The 17,576-nt window shown below is 63.1% G+C and carries 14 protein-coding genes; 3 read left to right on the forward strand and 11 right to left on the reverse strand.

Going from position 1 to position 17,576, the window contains the following annotated elements; translation table 11 throughout:
• Positions 1 to 27: 27 nt before the first annotated feature.
• Positions 28 to 1,962, reverse strand: coding sequence for an amylo-alpha-1,6-glucosidase (locus tag P3T21_RS01275; RefSeq protein ID WP_429254116.1), 1,935 nt, complete (start codon positions 1,960 to 1,962; stop codon positions 28 to 30).
• Between the two features lie 299 nt (positions 1,963 to 2,261).
• On the opposite strand from P3T21_RS01275, the gene P3T21_RS01280 reads away from it, so the two are divergent.
• Positions 2,262 to 2,603, forward strand: coding sequence for a hypothetical protein (locus P3T21_RS01280; protein ID WP_429254117.1), 342 nt, complete (start codon positions 2,262 to 2,264; stop codon positions 2,601 to 2,603).
• Positions 2,604 to 2,678: 75 nt separating this feature from the next.
• The gene (locus P3T21_RS01285; protein WP_429254118.1) at positions 2,679 to 4,826 is read left to right on the forward strand and encodes a phosphocholine-specific phospholipase C; all 2,148 of its coding nucleotides are present in this window, start codon (positions 2,679 to 2,681) and stop codon (positions 4,824 to 4,826) included.
• A 92-nt stretch (positions 4,827 to 4,918) separates the two neighbouring features.
• On the opposite strand, the gene P3T21_RS01290 is transcribed toward P3T21_RS01285, so the two are convergent.
• From P3T21_RS01290 to P3T21_RS01300, 3 genes are all read right to left on the reverse strand, one after another.
• A complete protein-coding gene (locus tag P3T21_RS01290) occupies positions 4,919 to 5,449 on the reverse strand; it encodes a DUF3455 domain-containing protein (RefSeq protein WP_429254119.1) in 531 nt (176 codons plus the stop codon).
• Between the two features lie 84 nt (positions 5,450 to 5,533).
• On the reverse strand, positions 5,534 to 6,013 hold the full coding sequence (locus P3T21_RS01295) for a nuclear transport factor 2 family protein (protein ID WP_429254120.1): 480 nt from the start codon (positions 6,011 to 6,013) through the stop codon (positions 5,534 to 5,536).
• 193 nt (positions 6,014 to 6,206) lie between these two features.
• Positions 6,207 to 6,713, reverse strand: coding sequence for a hypothetical protein (locus P3T21_RS01300; protein ID WP_429254121.1), 507 nt, complete (start codon positions 6,711 to 6,713; stop codon positions 6,207 to 6,209).
• A gap of 192 nt (positions 6,714 to 6,905) precedes the next feature.
• On the opposite strand from P3T21_RS01300, the gene P3T21_RS01305 reads away from it, so the two are divergent.
• Positions 6,906 to 8,246 (forward strand): DUF2325 domain-containing protein, encoded by a 1,341-nt coding sequence (locus tag P3T21_RS01305; protein ID WP_429254122.1) that lies wholly within the window; start codon positions 6,906 to 6,908, stop codon positions 8,244 to 8,246.
• Positions 8,247 to 8,275: 29 nt separating this feature from the next.
• Here the strand turns inward: P3T21_RS01305 and P3T21_RS01310 are convergent, their stop codons facing one another.
• The 7 genes from P3T21_RS01310 to treZ all read right to left on the reverse strand — a co-directional run bounded on the left by P3T21_RS01310 (position 8,276) and on the right by treZ (position 17,568).
• Positions 8,276 to 8,599: a winged helix-turn-helix domain-containing protein gene (locus P3T21_RS01310; RefSeq protein ID WP_429254507.1), complete on the reverse strand. Its 324-nt coding sequence runs from the start codon at positions 8,597 to 8,599 to the stop codon at positions 8,276 to 8,278.
• Positions 8,600 to 8,710: 111 nt separating this feature from the next.
• Entirely contained in the window at positions 8,711 to 9,205 is a 495-nt protein-coding gene (locus P3T21_RS01315; RefSeq protein WP_429254123.1) for a nitrogen fixation protein NifQ, read from the reverse strand.
• Between the two features lie 156 nt (positions 9,206 to 9,361).
• A complete protein-coding gene (locus P3T21_RS01320; protein WP_429254124.1) occupies positions 9,362 to 9,853 on the reverse strand; it encodes a molybdopterin-dependent oxidoreductase in 492 nt (163 codons plus the stop codon).
• 248 nt (positions 9,854 to 10,101) lie between these two features.
• The gene (locus tag P3T21_RS01325; protein WP_429254125.1) at positions 10,102 to 10,530 is read right to left on the reverse strand and encodes a TOBE domain-containing protein; all 429 of its coding nucleotides are present in this window, start codon (positions 10,528 to 10,530) and stop codon (positions 10,102 to 10,104) included.
• Between the two features lie 86 nt (positions 10,531 to 10,616).
• Entirely contained in the window at positions 10,617 to 13,481 is a 2,865-nt protein-coding gene (gene treY / locus P3T21_RS01330) for a malto-oligosyltrehalose synthase (RefSeq protein ID WP_429254126.1), read from the reverse strand.
• Positions 13,478 to 15,673, reverse strand: coding sequence for a 4-alpha-glucanotransferase (gene malQ / locus P3T21_RS01335; RefSeq protein WP_429254127.1), 2,196 nt, complete (start codon positions 15,671 to 15,673; stop codon positions 13,478 to 13,480). Before malQ ends, treY begins: the two co-directional genes overlap by 4 nt.
• A complete protein-coding gene (gene treZ / locus P3T21_RS01340) occupies positions 15,670 to 17,568 on the reverse strand; it encodes a malto-oligosyltrehalose trehalohydrolase (protein WP_429254128.1) in 1,899 nt (632 codons plus the stop codon). Before treZ ends, malQ begins: the two co-directional genes overlap by 4 nt.
• Between the last annotated feature and the right edge of the window lie 8 nt (positions 17,569 to 17,576).

A 17,576-nucleotide genomic window follows, 5' to 3' on the forward strand; every position in this document is an offset into this window, starting at 1 on the left:
ATCGTAGCGCGGTTTGGCTACGTCCGGTCACACGCGTGCAAGCAACTGCTCCAGCCGCAGCAGTTCGCCTAGCGACCACGCCTGGAACGGCGTGCCGCCGGGCGTGTGCGGCGCGTCGCCGTCGGCGACTTCGGAGACGTGATCGAGACCCGCGTGATCGAGATGGGCGTGGAGCGGCGCAAGGAAGCCCGCATGGGCTTCCGCACGGCTCACGCCATTCATGCCGTGCACGCGCAGCCATGCTTCGACAAACGGGCCGAGCAGCCACGGCCACACGGTACCCTGGTGATACGCGCCGTCGCGCTGAAGCGGACCGCCGGCATAGTGGCCGCGATATGCCTGATCAGAGGGCGCGAGTGTGCGCAGACCGATGGGCGTCAGCAGATGCGTTTGCACCTGCTCGACGATCGCACGCGCGGGCGCACCTTCGAGCAGCGCAAAAGGCAGGCCGCCGACCGCAAAAATCTGGTTCGGTCGTAGCGAGCGGTCGACAGTGCCCGCGATATGATCAACGTCGACGACATCGAACAGCGCGCCCGTCGACGCATCGATGAAGCGCGCGTTGAACGATTCCGACGCGCGCGATGCCAGGTCCTCCCATTGCGTATTCCATGTTGACGCAATGCGCAACGCGTTGATCCACAGCGCCTCGATTTCCACCGGTTTGCCGATACGCGGCGTCACGACCCAGTCGCCGGGTTTGGCGTCCATCCATGTTAGTTGCATGCCGGGTACGCCTGCGCGCAGCAGGCCGTCGGTATCCGCTGCGATGCCGAAGCGCGTGCCTTGCGAGTAGCCGGTGAGGATTGCATCGACCGTTTGCTGAAGACGGGTGCGCGTCGCAGCGCTCGCGTGACCGGTCGCGAGATAGTCGTGTACGGCAATGGCGAACCACAGCGACGCATCGACGGAGTTGTATTCCGGCGCGTTGCCGTAGTCGGGGAAGCGGTTGGGCAGCATGCCTTCGGAAAGTGTGCTGGTCCATTCAAGCAGGATCGATTCGGCTTCCGCGAGGCGGCCCGATGTGATGAGAAGACCGCGCATTGCGATGAACGTATCGCGTCCCCAGTCGGTGAACCACGGAAAGCCGGCGATGATCGTACGGCCTTCGTTGCGCGATACCACGTAGGCATCGGCTGAGCGTTGCAGACGTGAGCCGAACGCGGCGCGGCGTTGCTGTTCGAGGTCGGCGAGTTCGCTCGTGCGTTGTGAGAGGTTCGTTAAGGCTTCTGTGGTTTGTGTCCCGGCGCCAAGGACCATGAGCGCTTCGCCGCTGGCGAGATCGAAGGAGAACACGCCGGGCGTGGCGAGGTCTTCGGTGAAATCGAGCCCGCGTTCCCGCTCGCGCACGTAGCAGAAGTTGCGATACCAGTCGGGCGCGTGTGTATACGTGCCGTTCGTCGACGCGTGAATCGACGGCAAATCGCCATACGGCTGCCAGCTGACCCGCGATTGATCCTGCTGCGCGCTGAAGTTGAACGCGCCATTCTCGTGATGCAGCGCGTGATAGTCGCGGCCGGATATCAACGGCCGTACCTTCAGGATGAGATTGCCTGACGCCTGACTGCTTTGTTGCAACCGCCAGCGAAGCACGGTTTCGCTGGTTGCTTTTGCAACGAATATCTCGACGCTCAACACGGTGCCCACATCGATCTGGAAACGCCATGTGGGCCATGGCTCGGTGTCGAAGCCCAGGATGCTCGCGGTGATGTCGGGATAAACGAGGTCAGGCGCATAGCGCTGCATCGTCAACGGAAAGCGCTGGCCATTGCCTTCGAGCCACGCTTCGATGCCGTTGACGAGCACGACGCGCCCCCGCGCCGATGCACTCAACAGCAGCGCGTGATAACGGCGCGTACGCATTGTGCCGACCGTGCCCGATGCGAAACCACCGAGCGCGTCGGCTTCGAGCCATTCGTCTTCGAGGCTTGCGGTATCGATGGGTCTGTCGATGCGGGTCATCGGTTCACGAATCATCGTTGTTCATCGAAGTCATGTGTTGCAGCAGGCGCATCGATCCGGGCAGTGTCCGATTTTATCGGCTTGAGTGCGCGCGTGTATGCAGTGTGCCGCAAGCCGGATTCATCTGCTTTTCCTTTCTTTAATCTTTCGATGTGCAAACGCAGCACACATTCTTATGCGGCTCGCAAACGTTTCACAATTTTTTCTTCAACTAACTGGACACTTCATTCCCGATAGCGAATGACCTTCGATTGCCCGAAGTGGTCGTTGCCGAACCCGTTCGAGACAGGGATGTCCAGATGACTGCTCATACCGCCTTATCCACGCTGACGGCCTCGCTTCTAATGATCGCGGTTACCACGCTCAGCGCTTGTGGTGCGGGCGATGCGGGCTCTCCAGGCAATGCGCAAAGCGACACACAACGCGACGCGCAGGGCGCTGGGTCGCGCGATTCTTCGTCGGCATCGCCGCAGTTGAAGAACGCCGGCGGCGCCGTTGCAGAAGGCGCGTCCGCATCATTCGCCGCCTTACCCGACGCAGCGTCAGACGGCGCGGTCGCCGACGTGCAGGCGAGCCTCGCCGCCGACAACCGTCAGGTTGCGCCCGTGCTGCGCTACGCACCGGGCGACAGCAGCAACTAGCCGCGCCACGTTGTGGCTGAACGCGCGCGCCTTGAACACCGTCCCCCTTTACCCCCAAGACGAAGGTGATCAACAATGACTTCGAATAGCCGTCGCCGTTTCCTGCAAACCGTCGCGACGTCCGCTGGCGCGGCCGCCGCGATGACTGCGTTACCCGAATCGATCAGAAACGCGCTTGCCGTACCGGCGGCATCGCGCACCGGCACGATCCGCGATGTGGAACACATCGTCGTGTTCATGCAGGAGAACCGTTCGTTCGACCACTACTTCGGCCATATGCGCGGCGTGCGCGGCTATAACGACCGCTTCCCGATCCCGCTGCCGGGTGGCAAGCCGGTGTGGTATCAACCGTCGAAGGCCGATCCGGCAAAGCCCGTGCTGCCGTTTCACCTGAACACGCAGACGACGAGCGCTCAGTGTGTCGGTGACCTCGATCACTCGTGGTACAAGACCCACGCCGCGATCGACGGCGGCCGCTACGACCAGTGGCCGGCCACCAAGACCGACATGACGATGGGCTATCACCTGCGCAGCGATATACCGTTTCACTACGCACTCGCCGACGCATTCACCGTGTGCGACGCGTACTTCTGCTCGCTGCCCGGCCCGACGCACCCGAACCGGTCCTATCTGATGACGGGCACCGTTGACCCGACCGGCACGATGGGCGGGCCGCTTCTCGACAACAACGATTACGTCGATGGCGACGGGCCGCCGAACTATCAGCTGCTGTCGTGGACGACCTATCCGGAACGCCTGGAAGCCGCGGGCATTTCGTGGCAGATCTATCAGCAGGGCCTGACGGGCGCTGATCCGCTGAACGGCAACTATGGCACGAACGTCCTGCAGAACTTCGCGAACGTGATCAACGCGCCGCAGGGCTCGTCGTTGCAGCAGCGCGCGAATGCCGTGCGCACGCTCGACGATCTGAAGGCCGACGTGCTCGCGAACAAACTGCCGCAGGTGTCGTGGCTGTGCCCGCCGGCTGCGTTTTCCGAGCATCCGAAATACACGCCGGCTTACGGCGCTGAATACACGTCGCAGATTCTCGATGCACTGACGGCAAACCCCGAAGTCTGGAGCAAGACTGTTCTCTTCATCATGTACGACGAGAACGACGGTTTCTTCGATCACCTCGTGCCACCGCAGCCGGCGACTTCACGCGTGCAGGGGCTTTCGACGGTGACGACCGACGGCGAGATTCATAACGTTGTGAATCCGGGCCGCGGCGGCAGCTATACGGCCGACAACCTGCCGTACGGCCTCGGCCCACGCGTGCCGATGACAATCGTGTCGCCGTGGAGCAAGGGCGGTTTCGTGTGCTCGCAGGTATTCGATCACACGTCGGTGATCCGCTTCATCGAAGCGCGCTTTGACGTGCATGAGCCGAATATCACGCCGTGGCGTCGCGCGGTGTGTGGCGATCTGACGGCGGCGTTCGATTTCCGCACGCCCGATGCAAAGATGCCGCCGCTGCCTGACACAAGCAACTACAAAAGCATCGCCGACAACCAGTGTGCAACGCAGCCGCCGCCTTCGGTGCCGGCTACGCCGGGCCCGATCGATGCGCAGGAATCGGGGATCCGTTTTGCCCGCGCGCTGCCTTACGAGCTTCATGTGAACGGGCACGTCGAGGGGAAACAGAACAGTCTTGTGCTTGAGTTCGGCAACACCGGCGATCAGGGCGCGCACTTCTACGTGTATTCGACGAACCGCACCGATGGCCCGTGGCGTTATACCGTCGAAGCAGGCAAGTCGTTAGAGGAAACGTTCGATCTCACATCGACAGCTGGCGTGTACGCGTTCACGGTGTATGGGCCGAACGGTTTCGTACGCCAGTTTGCGGGCAACGCCGCGGCGCAGGCGCAGGATCAGACGCAGGGCAACAACCGGCATAACAGGTCCGCGCAGATCGAGGTCAAGACGCACTACGACGTCGCGAACGGTAACGTGTTCCTGCGCTTCACGAATCATGGTGACGGGTTTGCGCGGCTCTCGGTGGTCGATAACGCTTATGGCGCGCATCCGCGTCCCGTCATCGTTCCGCCGGGCGGCCAGATCGAGGAGCCGTGGATTCTCGCGGCGAGCCATCATTGGTACGACCTGACTGTCACAAGCAATGACGACGATGTCTTCATTCGACGTCTTGCGGGACACGTGGAAAACGGCCGGCCGAGCATCAGCGATCCGGCGGCTGTCGCACCGGTCATCGCGGCAAGCTGAATGTCGCGTTGCTGGTTTGATTGCAGGTGATGGCGTGCCCCGGGGCGATGTCTTGATGCTCCGGGGCTGTAGTGCCTTCTTCAGCGCTGCTGCTAGTCCAGAAAGACGTAGTCGGCGAGATAGGGGCTGCGACCTTCCTGACCTTCCTGCGTACAGGGATGAAGCGGCGCGACGCCGCCACGCGTGTTCCAGCGCTGGACATAGCGCACCGAGGCGAGCTGGCCTGGGCCGCCTGCATTGGTCGCCTGCAACAGCAGCAGCGGAATGCTGCCTGGCTGTTGCGTATTCGGCGCCTGCTGCAGCACCTTACCGGTGATCCTGCTGCCATCCGGTGCTTCCCAGCTCGGGCCCGCATAGTGCTTTACCACCAGCTTTCCGGATCCGTCGTACAGGTCAGCCTGCGGCGCCTTGAAAGTCCACGCCAGATGATTGTTCTGATCGGGCTTGCACACGTAGATCTGCACACCGGATGCGCTGAGCGACGCAACCACATGCTGCGCGTCGGCGGGTTGAAGCGCGGGTGGCTCGGCTGTCTGTGCTATCGCGATGCAACAGGCCGTGAGCGCTGTGCAGCCGATGGCAAGACGAACCAGCCGGTCCGGTTGATGAACGCTGCGTGGCATATGTCCTCCGTGGCGAAGGTCGGTTAAGTGGTTCGCGGGCAGCAGGGCGCCGGGCTGCCCTGGCCTGCAGCGCGATTCGAACGGTCAGCCGCGCGCGGAACGGGCGCGCCAGATTGCGAGTCCGCGTCGTGCCTGTTTGCGTATCGCGCCCTGGATAAGGGGCGTCCACCCCAGCAGCGTACCCTTGATTCCCAGCGCCTGCCGCGTCCATCCCCACAGATCGAACGTGTCGCGCTGCTCGACAATCTTCCCGTCGCGAAAGCGGAAGCGCGACCGGACGTGATTGACCACCGGCCGGCCGCTTTGCGTAAATACGTAACGCGCCACCCAGTTTGCGCTTCCGTCGAGGTCGGTGGCTTCGACCTCGCTGAAGGAAATGGCAAAGTCCTGCGCCCGTTCGGTGAGCATGCGCCACATGTCTCCGGCCTCGCTGCCGTGCAGCTCGCCAAATACAGGGTCGCTGAATGTGATGTCTTCGGCGTAGCAGGCGCTCATCGCTTCTGCGTCCCGTCGCTGGAACGCCTGATAGAAGCGCTCGATCAGTGCTACGTTGGCATGGTTCATTTTTATGATCTCCCCGTGTGTCCCTGGAAAATTCGGCACGCCGTGTCTGTCAGGCTGCAGAAAGTGCATCGTCGGGCCACAGGGTGCCTGCAACCACGATGCCTGTCCAGCGACAGCCAGCGTGCTGAGGGAATTTACCGTTATTCGTTATATCCGTTAGAATACAACGGTGTGCCTGTCGAACCGGATTTGCTCAGGGCGGCGAAAGGCGAACATCAAGTGGAGGTGGAGATTGGTCCGCAGCCGGCACGCGGTTTTTGAACGATCGATCCATCCCGGCCAGCCGTCGGGCGATATTTCGTCGACTATCACGGCGCAAAAGCCGGCATCGGACCTCGAACGTGCCGAGTTGATCCGGGACGTCGTGGATGCTTTCCGGCGGTTGCAGAACAGCGTGCTGCGTTTTGTCCGCATGTTCGCTGAAGAAGGCGATGCGCAACTTGCCGCCGGGGCCGATGCGCTCGCGTTGCTCGAACTGCTCTCGATCCTTTCGCGACAGGCCGAAGGGGCGGGATTCGATCGCCTTCGCGAACTGAGAACCGCGATCAGGGATGCGCGATTGGCAGGACAGCGTCGCGACGTCATTTTCTCGGCTTCGCTGAGCCTGAATGCCGAGGCGATGCACAAGGTCATCAACGAGTTCGAACGGCTCGACGCGACATTTGTTGGTCTCTGCGTCGACCATGTGCTGAAACAGCATTTTCCAGCGCGTCTTCCTGATCGCGTTTCGCAAACGTAAACCACCGCCGATGCACGCCTCTATTGCGCAAGGCAGACAATTTTGAGTCGTTATATTCGGTAGTATATTTCGATGCCATGAAGTCGCACGGTGGAGACGCGTTATCGATCGCGTGAAAACCGCCGTGGAACCCGAACAGGATTCGAGGTCATCATGCACGCTCCTCCGTTTCGCCTCGCTCGCGCACCGGGCATCAGCCAGCCCGGTGAAGACGCTGGAAGCTATCCGCGGCCGGGCGACGTCTGCTGTCAGCCAGGCAGATCGCAACTCACCCGCCCAGGGCGCCGCACGCGTCTTGCCGAACTTGATTCGCATCTGCATTGCTCGGTCATTGGCACCTGCCTGACGACGCACGAACTACGCAAGCTGGTGCCGAAATTTGTCGATCTCGACCGGCAGCGCGCAAGTGACCTCGAGATTCACCACGCGGCGGTCGAGCTGGCCATCGAAGGCGGTGCAGGCGGCAAGGCGCTGCACAAGGCGCTGGATGAGCGCTACGCTGGCGCGATACGTCGCTTCGACAAGGCGCGCGACGAGGAAGCCGTGCTTGCGATGTGGGGTGAAGCGCTTAGGAGCGGCGATATTCCGCCCGCGTACTGGGCACTGATGACGCATCCACAAGCCTCACTACACGTGCGGCAGGTGGCGTTCGGCGAGCTTCACATGCTCTCGCATCTGGTGGGCGCGGCGAACCGCGCGGATATCCGCCGGCTTGTCTCGCTGGAAGAGGAAAACGCGACGCTTCGTGACCGGGTCGAACGGCAGCAGAAGCGTTTGCATGAAATGAGCATCCAGCGGGACGCGTCGATTCGCGATCTCGCGTCGCAGATTGCCCAGCTGACCGCTCAGGTCGAGCGACGGAAAGAACCGGACCAGGCCGGTCTGCAAGCCGAAGTATCGACGCTGCGCGACGCGCTTGCTGCGCGCGACGCGCGTCTCGCGCTTCATACGAGCCGGCGTGAAGCGGCCGAGCAACGCGCGGCGAAGGAACAGGAGCACGCACAGGCGCTCCGTGGAAGTCTCGACGAGACGCTCGCACTGCTCGACGTCGTGCAGGCCGAAGCGAGCGCAATGGAGCGAACGATACAACTTTCCGCCGACGAACCCGACGCGCACCAGGCGCTGCTCGACGCGCTAAATGGAAAACGGATCGTGTACGTGGGTGGACGTCCGGGATCGAACGCGGCGCTCAGGCGTATCGTTGAGTCGGCTGGCGGAGAACTGACGTTGCACGACGGCGGCGTGGAAGACCGCAAAGGCCTGCTCGCGGCCGCGTTGCCGCGCGCTGACATGGTGGTATTCCCGGTCGACTGTGTGGACCACGATTCGATGAACACGCTCAAGCGCGTGTGCGAGCGGCATCAGGTGACGTATTACCCATTGCGCACCGCCAGCATAGCGAGCTTTGTCGAACTGGTGACGCGCATCCATGCGGCGTCTTCAGGAACTGCGGCTACACCGCGCGCGTCGCGATTCTGCCTGCGGCACGGCTGAATCGCTAACGAGTTTTGACGTGCAGCAGGTCAGCGCTTGACGAGCTTCGTCAGCGCGGCGATCTGTCCGGAACAGGCGGCGGCCGCCTGCGCTTCGATGTCGCGATACAGGCGGATGATTTCCTCGCCGACGGGTGTCAAAACGCTGCCGCCGCCGCTCTGGCCGCCGTGCTCTGAAACCGTCGCGGGTGATTTGAGCGAGCGGTTCAGTTCGTCCATCAGCAGCCACGCGCGCCGATACGACATGTTGAGGCTGCGCGCGGCCGCCGAAATCGAGCCGTGCTCCTGCACGGCTTCGAGCAGCGATACCTTGCCGGGGCCGAGCGCGATCGTGCCCGCCTGCTGGATGCGCATTCGAAAGCGCACCTCGGGCCGGGCTTTTGCCGGAGTCTTCATTTCATTTGCGGGTTTAGCCATGCGCGAAAGCATACACGATGGCAATGCGCGTTCGCGCATGACGGGGCGTCAAATGACGCGTGGAAAACAGTAGCCGAAATCTTCGCAGCCGGGGCAACCTGGTGCCGGGCCGGGTTCTGTTCCTGTCGCAAGCGCGAGTTCAAGTGCGAGAAACTTCTTCCATCGCAGGTTCGTCGTATTGCGAGTGACAAGCGTCGGGAAGAACCGCTCAAGCATCGATGTCACGTCGTCGCGACCGCCTAGCCCGAGGTCACGCCACAGATGATCCGGCCTCAGGCAGGCATGCGCGATGATGGCCGCGAGGCAACGCGCGTCGTCTTCATTCACCGACTGGCTAGCGTGCTTGAGCAGCAACGCGGTGAGCATGTCGACGAAATATTGGTGTGCGGGAGAGGGCAACGTAGCCGGCAACGCGGGAATCCGCGGCGGTGTAGCGCCGCTTGTGAAATGCCGCTTGAAGAGTCGATGTAGTTCGCGCTCTGCGATGCCAAGCAGCGCCATTTCGCCGCGTAAGTCACGCGCCGCAATCAATCGGGCAAACAATCGTCCGTCCGCAGTGCGTGATTCGTCTGATGCAGCCACCCATTCATTTACCCGTGCGGCACAAGCCTCGTCGAGGCTTGACGCGCCAGCCGCCGTGTTTGGCGATGGCAGGTCTTCCTGAGGCAAGTGGTCGGTCATGATAGCGACACAGCGCGCCTAAGGCCTGAGCACCCGCGTTTCGATACGCGCGAGCCGCTTCACGTGACGCGGCGCGGGCAGAATGTCCGCTCCTGAAAAAAGCACCGGCGCGCCATGATCCGCATCCAGCGGCTTGCCACCACATTCGTATGCCACCAGCACGTGTTCACCTACCGGCGTATTGAACAGTTCGTGCCACGAAAACGTGACCGCATATCCGTCGTGGGCGCTCGCGATGAATACCATCCGCTTGAAGTCGCCCGGCGAATCGCAGCGCAGGCCCGCCAGGTTGATCAGCTTTCTCAGCAGCACACCGCGATAACGATCGACCGTTCGAATAAAACGGTTCGTCGTGAAGCACCGCAGGTCGAATGGATCGGCGAGCACGCTCGCGCGTGCCTTCAGTTCTTCCACCGATAGCGACATTGGACGCAATACGTCGCCGGTCAGCGAAATCGTGCCTTCGGTTGTGTTCGCCGCAAATGCCGCCGCTGTATCTGCCGTGCCCATCCTCGTTTCCTCCGTCGGCCGATCCGGCTTGCCGTCGCTATATCTCTACGTATATTACGCTGCGATCGTGTACGGAGGCACGTGAGATTGCACGATATGCATCATATCCGCGGGCATATTCTGATCTTTGCGCGTATGTCGTCGATCGCGCGGCGTCGGGCGGGACGCGCTACGTGCGCACGTTTCCGCTCAGGTGAAACGCGACGTCGACCACCCCTGCGGCGGCCGACGTGAACGAAAAGAGGCGATTACTGATCCACGCCGACAATCACGCTCGACGCCTTGAATATCGCCGCCGCAGCCTTGCCGCTGGCGAGGCCGAGCCGGTCGACGCTATCGTTGGTGATGATCGCCGCAATCTGGGCGCCACCTGCCGCCGCAATGATGACCTCGGCGTTGACCGCGCCCTTGTTCACGGAAGACACCGTGCCGGCGACGAAGTTGCGCGCCGACACCTTGCTGCCGTCGACGTCGACCACCACGAGCACCGATGAAGCCTTCACCAGTGCAAAGGCCGGTTTGCCAGCCGCCAGACCCAGCGCTGCGGCGCTGCCATGCGTGATGACGGCGACGATATCGAGGCCATCCTGCGTGCGCAGCGAGATTTCGTCGTTGACGGCGCCGGCCTTGACGCTCGTGACCTGACCAGAAAAATGATTGCGGGCACTCGTGCGCATGTCTGTCTCCGTGTGAAAATCCCGTCGAAGCGATCACGGGAGGTCGGGTTTAGGAAGCTGTCCAAGTGTACCTGAGGAAACCAGGGTTACACCGATGGCACGCCTTCTTCCACAAGCATCGCAACTGGCATCGCCACCAGCGCATCGCGCAGGTAAAGCAGACCCGATTCATCGACCTTCGGCGCGCCTGGACTCAACCAGTCGAACAGCGCGCGCGAAGCCAGCGCCTCCGGCATCTCGACGGCCGTATCGCCCCATCGTTCGGGATCGACAAGCGGTGTACGGGCGCTCGCATCGAGCAACGTTGCGGCAAGACGCGTTGCGATGACGATGCCATACGCGTTCCCATAGCGGCGCGCGAACGCGATGACATGCGCGGCCCGGCTGCCACGAATCTGCAGCGGCATGTAGACGCCCTGATCCGGCAGCGCAGGCAGATGTGCGCGCAACGCGAGCATCCGCTGCACGACACCCAGCTTCACGCGACCGTCGCGCCAGTTGGCGAGTTGTTCGGACGGCGGCGTCGCGACGAGCCATTTTTGCCGCTGCGCGAAATCGACAGGCCGTCGATTGTCGGGGTCAACGAGACTGAAGTCCCACAATTCCGTGCCCTGATACAGATCGGGCACGCCGGGCGACGCGAGTCGAAGCACTGTCTGTTGCAGGCTGTTGATCGCACCCGCCGCACTGATCCGTTCGACAAACGCATGCAGTTCGCGCAGAAAGCCATCACGGCGTTGCGGCGCGAGAATGTCGAACAGAAACTCGCGGCAGGCGTTTTCGTATGCTTCGTCGGGCGCGAGCCAGTTTGTGCGCAGCTTCGCTTCGCGCAGCGCCTTCAGCTGCCATTGCGCGACGCGTTCGGCCAGCGCCTTCACGCCTGCTTCATCACCGGGCGCGAGTTCAGTCGGCCAGCAGCCAACCAGTGTCTGATACAGCATCGCTTCTGCGTCGGGGCCTGGCGCCCACGTATGCGCAGCCGGGGCGCCGGTAACGTCGCTGTTGCCTTTCAATTCACGACGATGCGGCGCGTTCAATGTCGACCAGCCACGCAACGTAGCGCCCCATTCCTGAGGAATTTCGCTCAGCACGGCAAGCCGCGCGCGCACATCTTCGCCACGTTTATGATCGTGCGTCGCGGTGGCCAGCATCGCGTGTGGAAAGCGCCGCGCGCGTTCGAGATTGCTCGCGTGAAACTGCTCGACGGTCAGCGCGAATTCGCCCGGATCTGCGCCGACTTCATTGCGCGACAACAGACGCCCGTAGCGATAGCACGCCGTGTCTTCGACGGCCTTTGCGGCCACCGGCGCGGTGAGCTGCGAAAAGACCGTCTGCGCAGTGCGTCGCGACGATCCCGAATGACTCGATGCGTTACCGCCGTTGCTCCCCTGCTGCACGGTTTGTGCACGTGCAGCGCCACCGCTGCCTTCATCTGAACTTGCACCGCCAAGCCATTCGCCGATGCGTTCCAGCACGACGTGATCGCCGCGCGCCAGCGCGCGCCTTGCAGCGTCGAATGCCTGATTGAAATATATCGTGTCGACTTCGCTGCGCACGCTGTTCTGCGGATAGATGCGATACACGGGGAAATGCACGACCAGTTCGGTCAACGCGCGCCGGATTGCGGTAAAGGTGAAATCGCGTGTCGAAAGCTGGTCGCGCGCGATGCGATGCAGCGCGCGCGCTGCACGATCCAGTTCGGCCGCAAGATTCTCCGCAAGCATCTTGCGACGCGCGATCAACGCCTCGTCCGCGAACGAGGCGCTACGGCCCGTCAGTTCGGCCCATGTCGCGGCCAGCGGCTCAGCGCCTTCCGGATCATGCAGTAACGCGCCGACATCGTTCATGAAGTCGTAACCGGTCGTGCCGTCGACGGGCCAGTCATCGCGCAATGGCTCGCCCCGGGCGAGGATTTTCTCCACGACGAAATACGGATTGCCTTCACGCAGTTCGTTGAGACGCTGACGCAGCCGCTGACAGTATTCGCGTGGCTCAGCCAGTCCATCGACATGATCGACCCGCACGCCGTCAATGACGCCTTCCGCGTACAGCCGGAAAATCAGCGCATGCACTGCGTCGAATACTTCGGGGCGTTCGACGCGCACACCCGCGAGCGTGCTGATGTCGAAAAAGCGCCGCCAGTTGACTTCGTCGGCGGCGGTGCGCCACCACGCGAGACGATAATGCTGTCGTTCGAGCAGGCGATGCAGCCGCTCTCGTGTCACCGGATCGGCCGGATTGAATGTTTCCAGCGCGAGTTCGATCGCCGGCAGACCGTTCTGCGCGACGAACTCACGTAGCGCATTGATGCCTTCGGCGGCGCGTGGCTGGTCGGCGGGCTGCGTGGTGAGTCCGTTGAAGCGGTCCGCGAGCGCGACCAGATCGGCGCGATCCACAGCCTTCAGGATGCTCGCGTATTCGATCGGGCAGACCGGGAACACGTGGTCGTGATACGCGATAAAAAAGCAGCCCGTATCCGCGGAAAAGCGCAACGCGATGTGACCAGACGCAAGCTCGTCGCCATACGATGCGCCGAGGCAAGGCAGCAGCACCTTGCCGCGCAACGCAGGGTCAGGCGAATGCCAGTCGACGTCGAAGTACCGCGCGTACGTGCTATGCCGCCCCCATTCGAGGATGTCCTGCCACCATGCGTTGCCCGGGCCGCCTACACCCATGTGATTCGCCACGATGTCGACGATGAGCCCCATGCCATGCGCGCGCAGCTTTTCGACAAGACGTTTCAGGCCCGCTTCGCCGCCGAGTTCGGCGTTGACCTCGGTGTAGTCGATCGTGTCGTAACCGTGCATCGAACCCGGCACGGCAGTCGTGACCGGTGAAGCGTACAGATGGCTGATGCCGAGCGCGGCGAAGTATTCGACGTGCGCGAGCGCATCGTCGAACGTAAAGTCGCGATGGAACTGCAGTCTGAGCGTGGAGCGTGGAACAGTCATGGCGTGTCAGACGGTGAAGAAGCGGGAGAAGAAGCGGGAGCGGATGCCGCGCGCGCGGCATCGACCGCGAGCAGACGGTCGCAGAATGTCGCGTCCCTGAAGAGCTCGTCGACCGGCAGCGCGAGGCGGCGACGCCAGTTCGGATGCTCGTCGATTGAGCCGGGCAGGTTGGGCTGGTCCGCGAGCGCGAGCAGGTCCTCAAGCGGAAATATCGCGAGTGGCGCCGGCGTCGCCGACACAAACGCCAGCGCCTCGTCGACGGGCGGGTTGTTGAGCGTCGGCGGGGGCACATCGCGCGCGGCGACGCCTGCCGCCTGAAACGCGCGCCACAATGCGTCGCGATCGTTAGCGCGTTCTTCGTGCGCAAGCGCGACCGGATCGCGGCCGTCGGCGCGGGCGGAAGTTTGCCCGATACGGTTGCGCCAGTCGATATCCGCGCCCAGCCACCAGCCGGCGACCGTCGGCAGATCGTGCGTGGTCGTGGTGGACACCGCGTCGCGGTCCCAATGTTGCGGCGCCTTGAAGCCCTGACCCCAGCCGGCATATTCGAACCACAGCACGCGGATACCGGCAAGGCCATGCTCCGTGAGCCGTTCACGAAAGCCCGGCGGCACGGTGCCGAGATCCTCGCCGATCACGATCGCGCGGTGACGCCACGATTCGAGCGCGATCAGACGCAGCATGTCTTCAAGCGGATAGCGCAGATACGCGCCGTTGGCCGCTTTTTCGCCGTCTGGCACGAGCCACAGACGCCGCAAGCCGAGAATGTGATCGATGCGCACGCCGCCTGCGTGCGCGAACGCGGCGCGCAGCATGTCGATGAACGCGGCGAAACCCTGCGTGCGCATCGCGCGCGGCGAAAACGTGGTGAGCCCCCACGCCTGGCCTGCCTGATTGAACAGATCGGGCGGCGCGCCGACCGATACGCCTGTCAGCATTTCGTCGCGATACGACCATGCGTGACTGCCGGCGCTGTCGCAGCCTACCGCGAGGTCGGCGATCAATCCGACGGCCATGCCGGCATCGCACGCCGCATGCTGCGCGTGCGAGAGCCCTTTCGCAGCGAGCCACTGCAGGAACAGATGAAACTCGACTTCGTGACGATGCGCCTGCGCGAACGCTTCGACTTCTTCGCTGCGCGGATCGCGCAGGGTTTCCGGCCAGTTGCGCCAGTGACCGTCGCCGTCCGGCGCTGCAAGTTGTGCGGCCTGCAACGCCTCGAAGCGTGCATGATCTTCGAGCGCGCGTCCGCCGCGCGTGCAGAAGCCGTGGAATTCGAGCGCACGTGGCGCGTCCTGCGCGCGCTCGTGAACGCAGAAATGTTCGAAAAGCGTCCGCAATACCTTGAGTTTCAGCACGGCCGCGGCCGGCCAGTCGATCAGCGGCAACGCTTCGAGTTGCGACCAGGTTTCGCCGGCCTCTACCTTGACGATTGCCGCACGCGCGGCTTCCGCGCCGAACACAGCGGCAGGATCGATATGCAGCACGTTCAACCACAACCGCGACGACGGCGAATACGGACTGAACCGTTCCGGCTCGGCGCTGAACATCGCATGCGTGGGGCTGACTGCGAGCGCGTGCGCGCCACGTTTCGCGCTTTCGATCGCAAGTGCGGTGAGCGCCGAATAATCGCCGATGCCGCCGTCGCCCGTGCGACGCAGTCCGTACAACTGCGCGGCTACGCCCCATAGCGGCGGCACGCTGGACGTGTCCTCATGCATGACACGCCACGCGTCAGCGACGGTGTAGCAGCGCCTGGGCGCAACGGCCAGCGTCATGCGCTGCTCGTTGATGACGAGCGAGTGATAGCCGACCTCGCTGATCGGCGAAAGCAGCGCGGCTTCCCCTTTTGGCGCTGTGAAGCGGCCATCGATAATCGAGCCGCTTTCGAGTTCGATGCGGTAACGGCTGCCGGATTTCACTGCGGCAGCCGGCAACGCAATGCCGCGTTCGCATTCGGCGGTCATCAGGGGCGGCAGGCGGCGTCCGGTCGCTTCGACGTCGAGCGCTGCCGCACTCTGTCGGAGTTGCGTGGCATTACTGCACGGCAATCCCATGCGTTCGAGCAGCGTAGCGAGCGTGCTGTCGGGTACGCGTTGCATCACACCATGCGCGTTTCCCCATTGGACTTCGAAACCCGCGCGCACAGCGAGGCTCTCAAGTGTTTCGCTGGAGTGTCGGTTAGCGTTCACGCGTGCGGCTCCGGTTCTGCAACCTTGCGTGCGTCGTGACCGGTGGCGTAGCCGCTGACGTCGCCCGTCAGCCACGCGACGAACGAGAACGGCGGCAGTTCTTTTGCCACGACACGATCCCGCGCGCGCGCGGGCGTTTCGAAAATCACCTTGCCGGCAGGCATTTCCATGAACGGCACGCTTTCGCGCGAAAGATTGAGTGCGATGGATAATCGCTCGCCATCGCCGAGTTTCCAGCTTGCGATGAGCGCATTCGCGTCGCCGCCGGTCTGCGCCGGCAGCACGCGTGCGCCCAGTGGCTTTGTGTGCCGGAGTCGCGGCGTGACCAGTTTCGCGCGAACGGCCAGGGCCGATTTATAGAAGTGCATCCATTCGAGCCGTTCGGCGCCCTCCGCTTCCCACGACGGTGACGACGAAGCAAACGTGCGTGCATCGTTCGGATCGGGAATCTGCGCGCGGCGCTTTTCGTCGCTGAAGGCCGAGAAGCGTGCGAATTCACGGCGGCGGCCTTCGCGCACTGTGTCCGCGAGATCGCCGGTGTAGTCGGTGAAGAAGAAAAACGGCTGTTCGGAGCCGGATTCTTCATCCATGAAGAGCAGCGGAATCTGCGGCGACAGCAGCAGGAGTCCGGTGGCCGCACGCAACGCTTCGGGCGAACATAGCGAGCGCAGTCTTTCACCCATCGCGCGGTTGCCGACCTGATCGTGGTTCTGCAGAAACATCACGAACGAGGTGGGCGGCAGATGGCCGCTCGGCTCGCCGCGCGGCCGGTTATCGTGGATCGGCGACGGGTCGCCCTGATAGCCGAAGCCTTCGCCGAGCACCCGCGCGAGGCGTTGCATCGGCTGGTCCGCGAACGCGTGGTAGTAGCCTTCGTGTTCGCCGGTCAGCAGCACGTGCAGCGTGTTGTGTGCATCGTCATTCCATTGCGCGTCGAAGTGCGTGTCGAGCAGTGCAGCCGTGTTGTGCTCGTTCTCCAGCACGAGATGCACGTGTCTGCCATGCTGAACGTGCGCGCGGACGTGATCGGAAAGCTCGCGCAGCCATTCATCGTTGTCGATCGCGTGGACCGCATCGAGACGCAGGCCGTCGAAGCGATATTCGTCGATCCAGTAGCGCGCGTTGTCGCAGAAGAATTCGTTCACTTCGATGCGATCGAAATCGATCGCCGGGCCCCACGGCGTATGCGTGTCTTCGCGAAAGAACGACTTCGCGTATTGATGCAGATAGTTGCCGTCCGGACCGAAATGGTTGTACACCACGTCAAGAAACACCTGCAGCCCGAGGCCATGCGCGTGGTCGACCAGCGCTTTCAGATCTTCTGGCCGGCCATAGCTGGAGTCGGGCGCGTAGGGCAACACGCCGTCGTAGCCCCAGTTGCGTGTGCCAGGGAAGTCGTTGACCGGCATCAGCTCGATCGCCGTCACACCGAGTTCGACGAGCGCAGGCAAACGCTGCGTCACGCCTTTGTAGCCGCCTAGCGCGCCGACGTGCAACTCGTACAGCACGGTTTCTTCCCACGGCCGGCCATGCCAGTTCGTGTGCTGCCACGTGTACGCGCGCGGATCGATCACTTCGCTCGGCCCATGCACATCCTGCGGCTGGAAACGGGACGCCGGATCGGGCACGGTCAGCCCGTCATCGAGGCGATATCGATAAAGCGTGCCCGCGCCGCACGCGACTTCCGCTTCGAACCAGCCGTTGCCGGTGGGCGTCATCGCGACAGATGCCGTCGGCGCGCCACCTTCGATCTCAACCGTCACCACCCTGCACGACGGCGCCCAGAAGCGAAAGCGCGTGCGCGGCTGCGGGCTGTCCGCGCCGCGCAGTTGCGCGCCGAACGGCAGGCAGTGCGCGTAATGGCGCTTGTGCGGATCAATCGGACTTTGAGACATGATTCATC

Source organism: Paraburkholderia sp. GAS334, from assembly GCF_050436625.1.
In the GTDB taxonomy this organism is placed as follows: domain Bacteria; phylum Pseudomonadota; class Gammaproteobacteria; order Burkholderiales; family Burkholderiaceae; genus Paraburkholderia.

Excerpts from the sequence above, each read along its gene's own strand:
- P3T21_RS01325 (WP_429254125.1), bottom strand. The coding sequence starts at position 10,530 with ATGCGCACGAGTGCCCGCAATCATTTTTCTGGTCAGGTCACGAGCGTC.
- treY (WP_429254126.1), bottom strand. The coding sequence starts at position 13,481 with ATGACTGTTCCACGCTCCACGCTCAGACTGCAGTTCCATCGCGACTTT.
- P3T21_RS01295 (WP_429254120.1), bottom strand. The coding sequence starts at position 6,013 with ATGAACCATGCCAACGTAGCACTGATCGAGCGCTTCTATCAGGCGTTC.
- P3T21_RS01320 (WP_429254124.1), bottom strand. The coding sequence starts at position 9,853 with ATGGGCACGGCAGATACAGCGGCGGCATTTGCGGCGAACACAACCGAA.
- P3T21_RS01310 (WP_429254507.1), bottom strand. The coding sequence starts at position 8,599 with ATGCGCATCCAGCAGGCGGGCACGATCGCGCTCGGCCCCGGCAAGGTA.
- P3T21_RS01275 (WP_429254116.1), bottom strand. The coding sequence starts at position 1,962 with ATGACCCGCATCGACAGACCCATCGATACCGCAAGCCTCGAAGACGAA.
- P3T21_RS01300 (WP_429254121.1), bottom strand. The coding sequence starts at position 6,713 with ATGCTGTTTCAGCACATGGTCGACGCAGAGACCAACAAATGTCGCGTC.
- P3T21_RS01305 (WP_429254122.1), top strand. The coding sequence starts at position 6,906 with ATGCACGCTCCTCCGTTTCGCCTCGCTCGCGCACCGGGCATCAGCCAG.
- P3T21_RS01285 (WP_429254118.1), top strand. The coding sequence starts at position 2,679 with ATGACTTCGAATAGCCGTCGCCGTTTCCTGCAAACCGTCGCGACGTCC.
- P3T21_RS01290 (WP_429254119.1), bottom strand. The coding sequence starts at position 5,449 with ATGCCACGCAGCGTTCATCAACCGGACCGGCTGGTTCGTCTTGCCATC.
- P3T21_RS01280 (WP_429254117.1), top strand. The coding sequence starts at position 2,262 with ATGACTGCTCATACCGCCTTATCCACGCTGACGGCCTCGCTTCTAATG.
- treZ (WP_429254128.1), bottom strand. The coding sequence starts at position 17,568 with ATGTCTCAAAGTCCGATTGATCCGCACAAGCGCCATTACGCGCACTGC.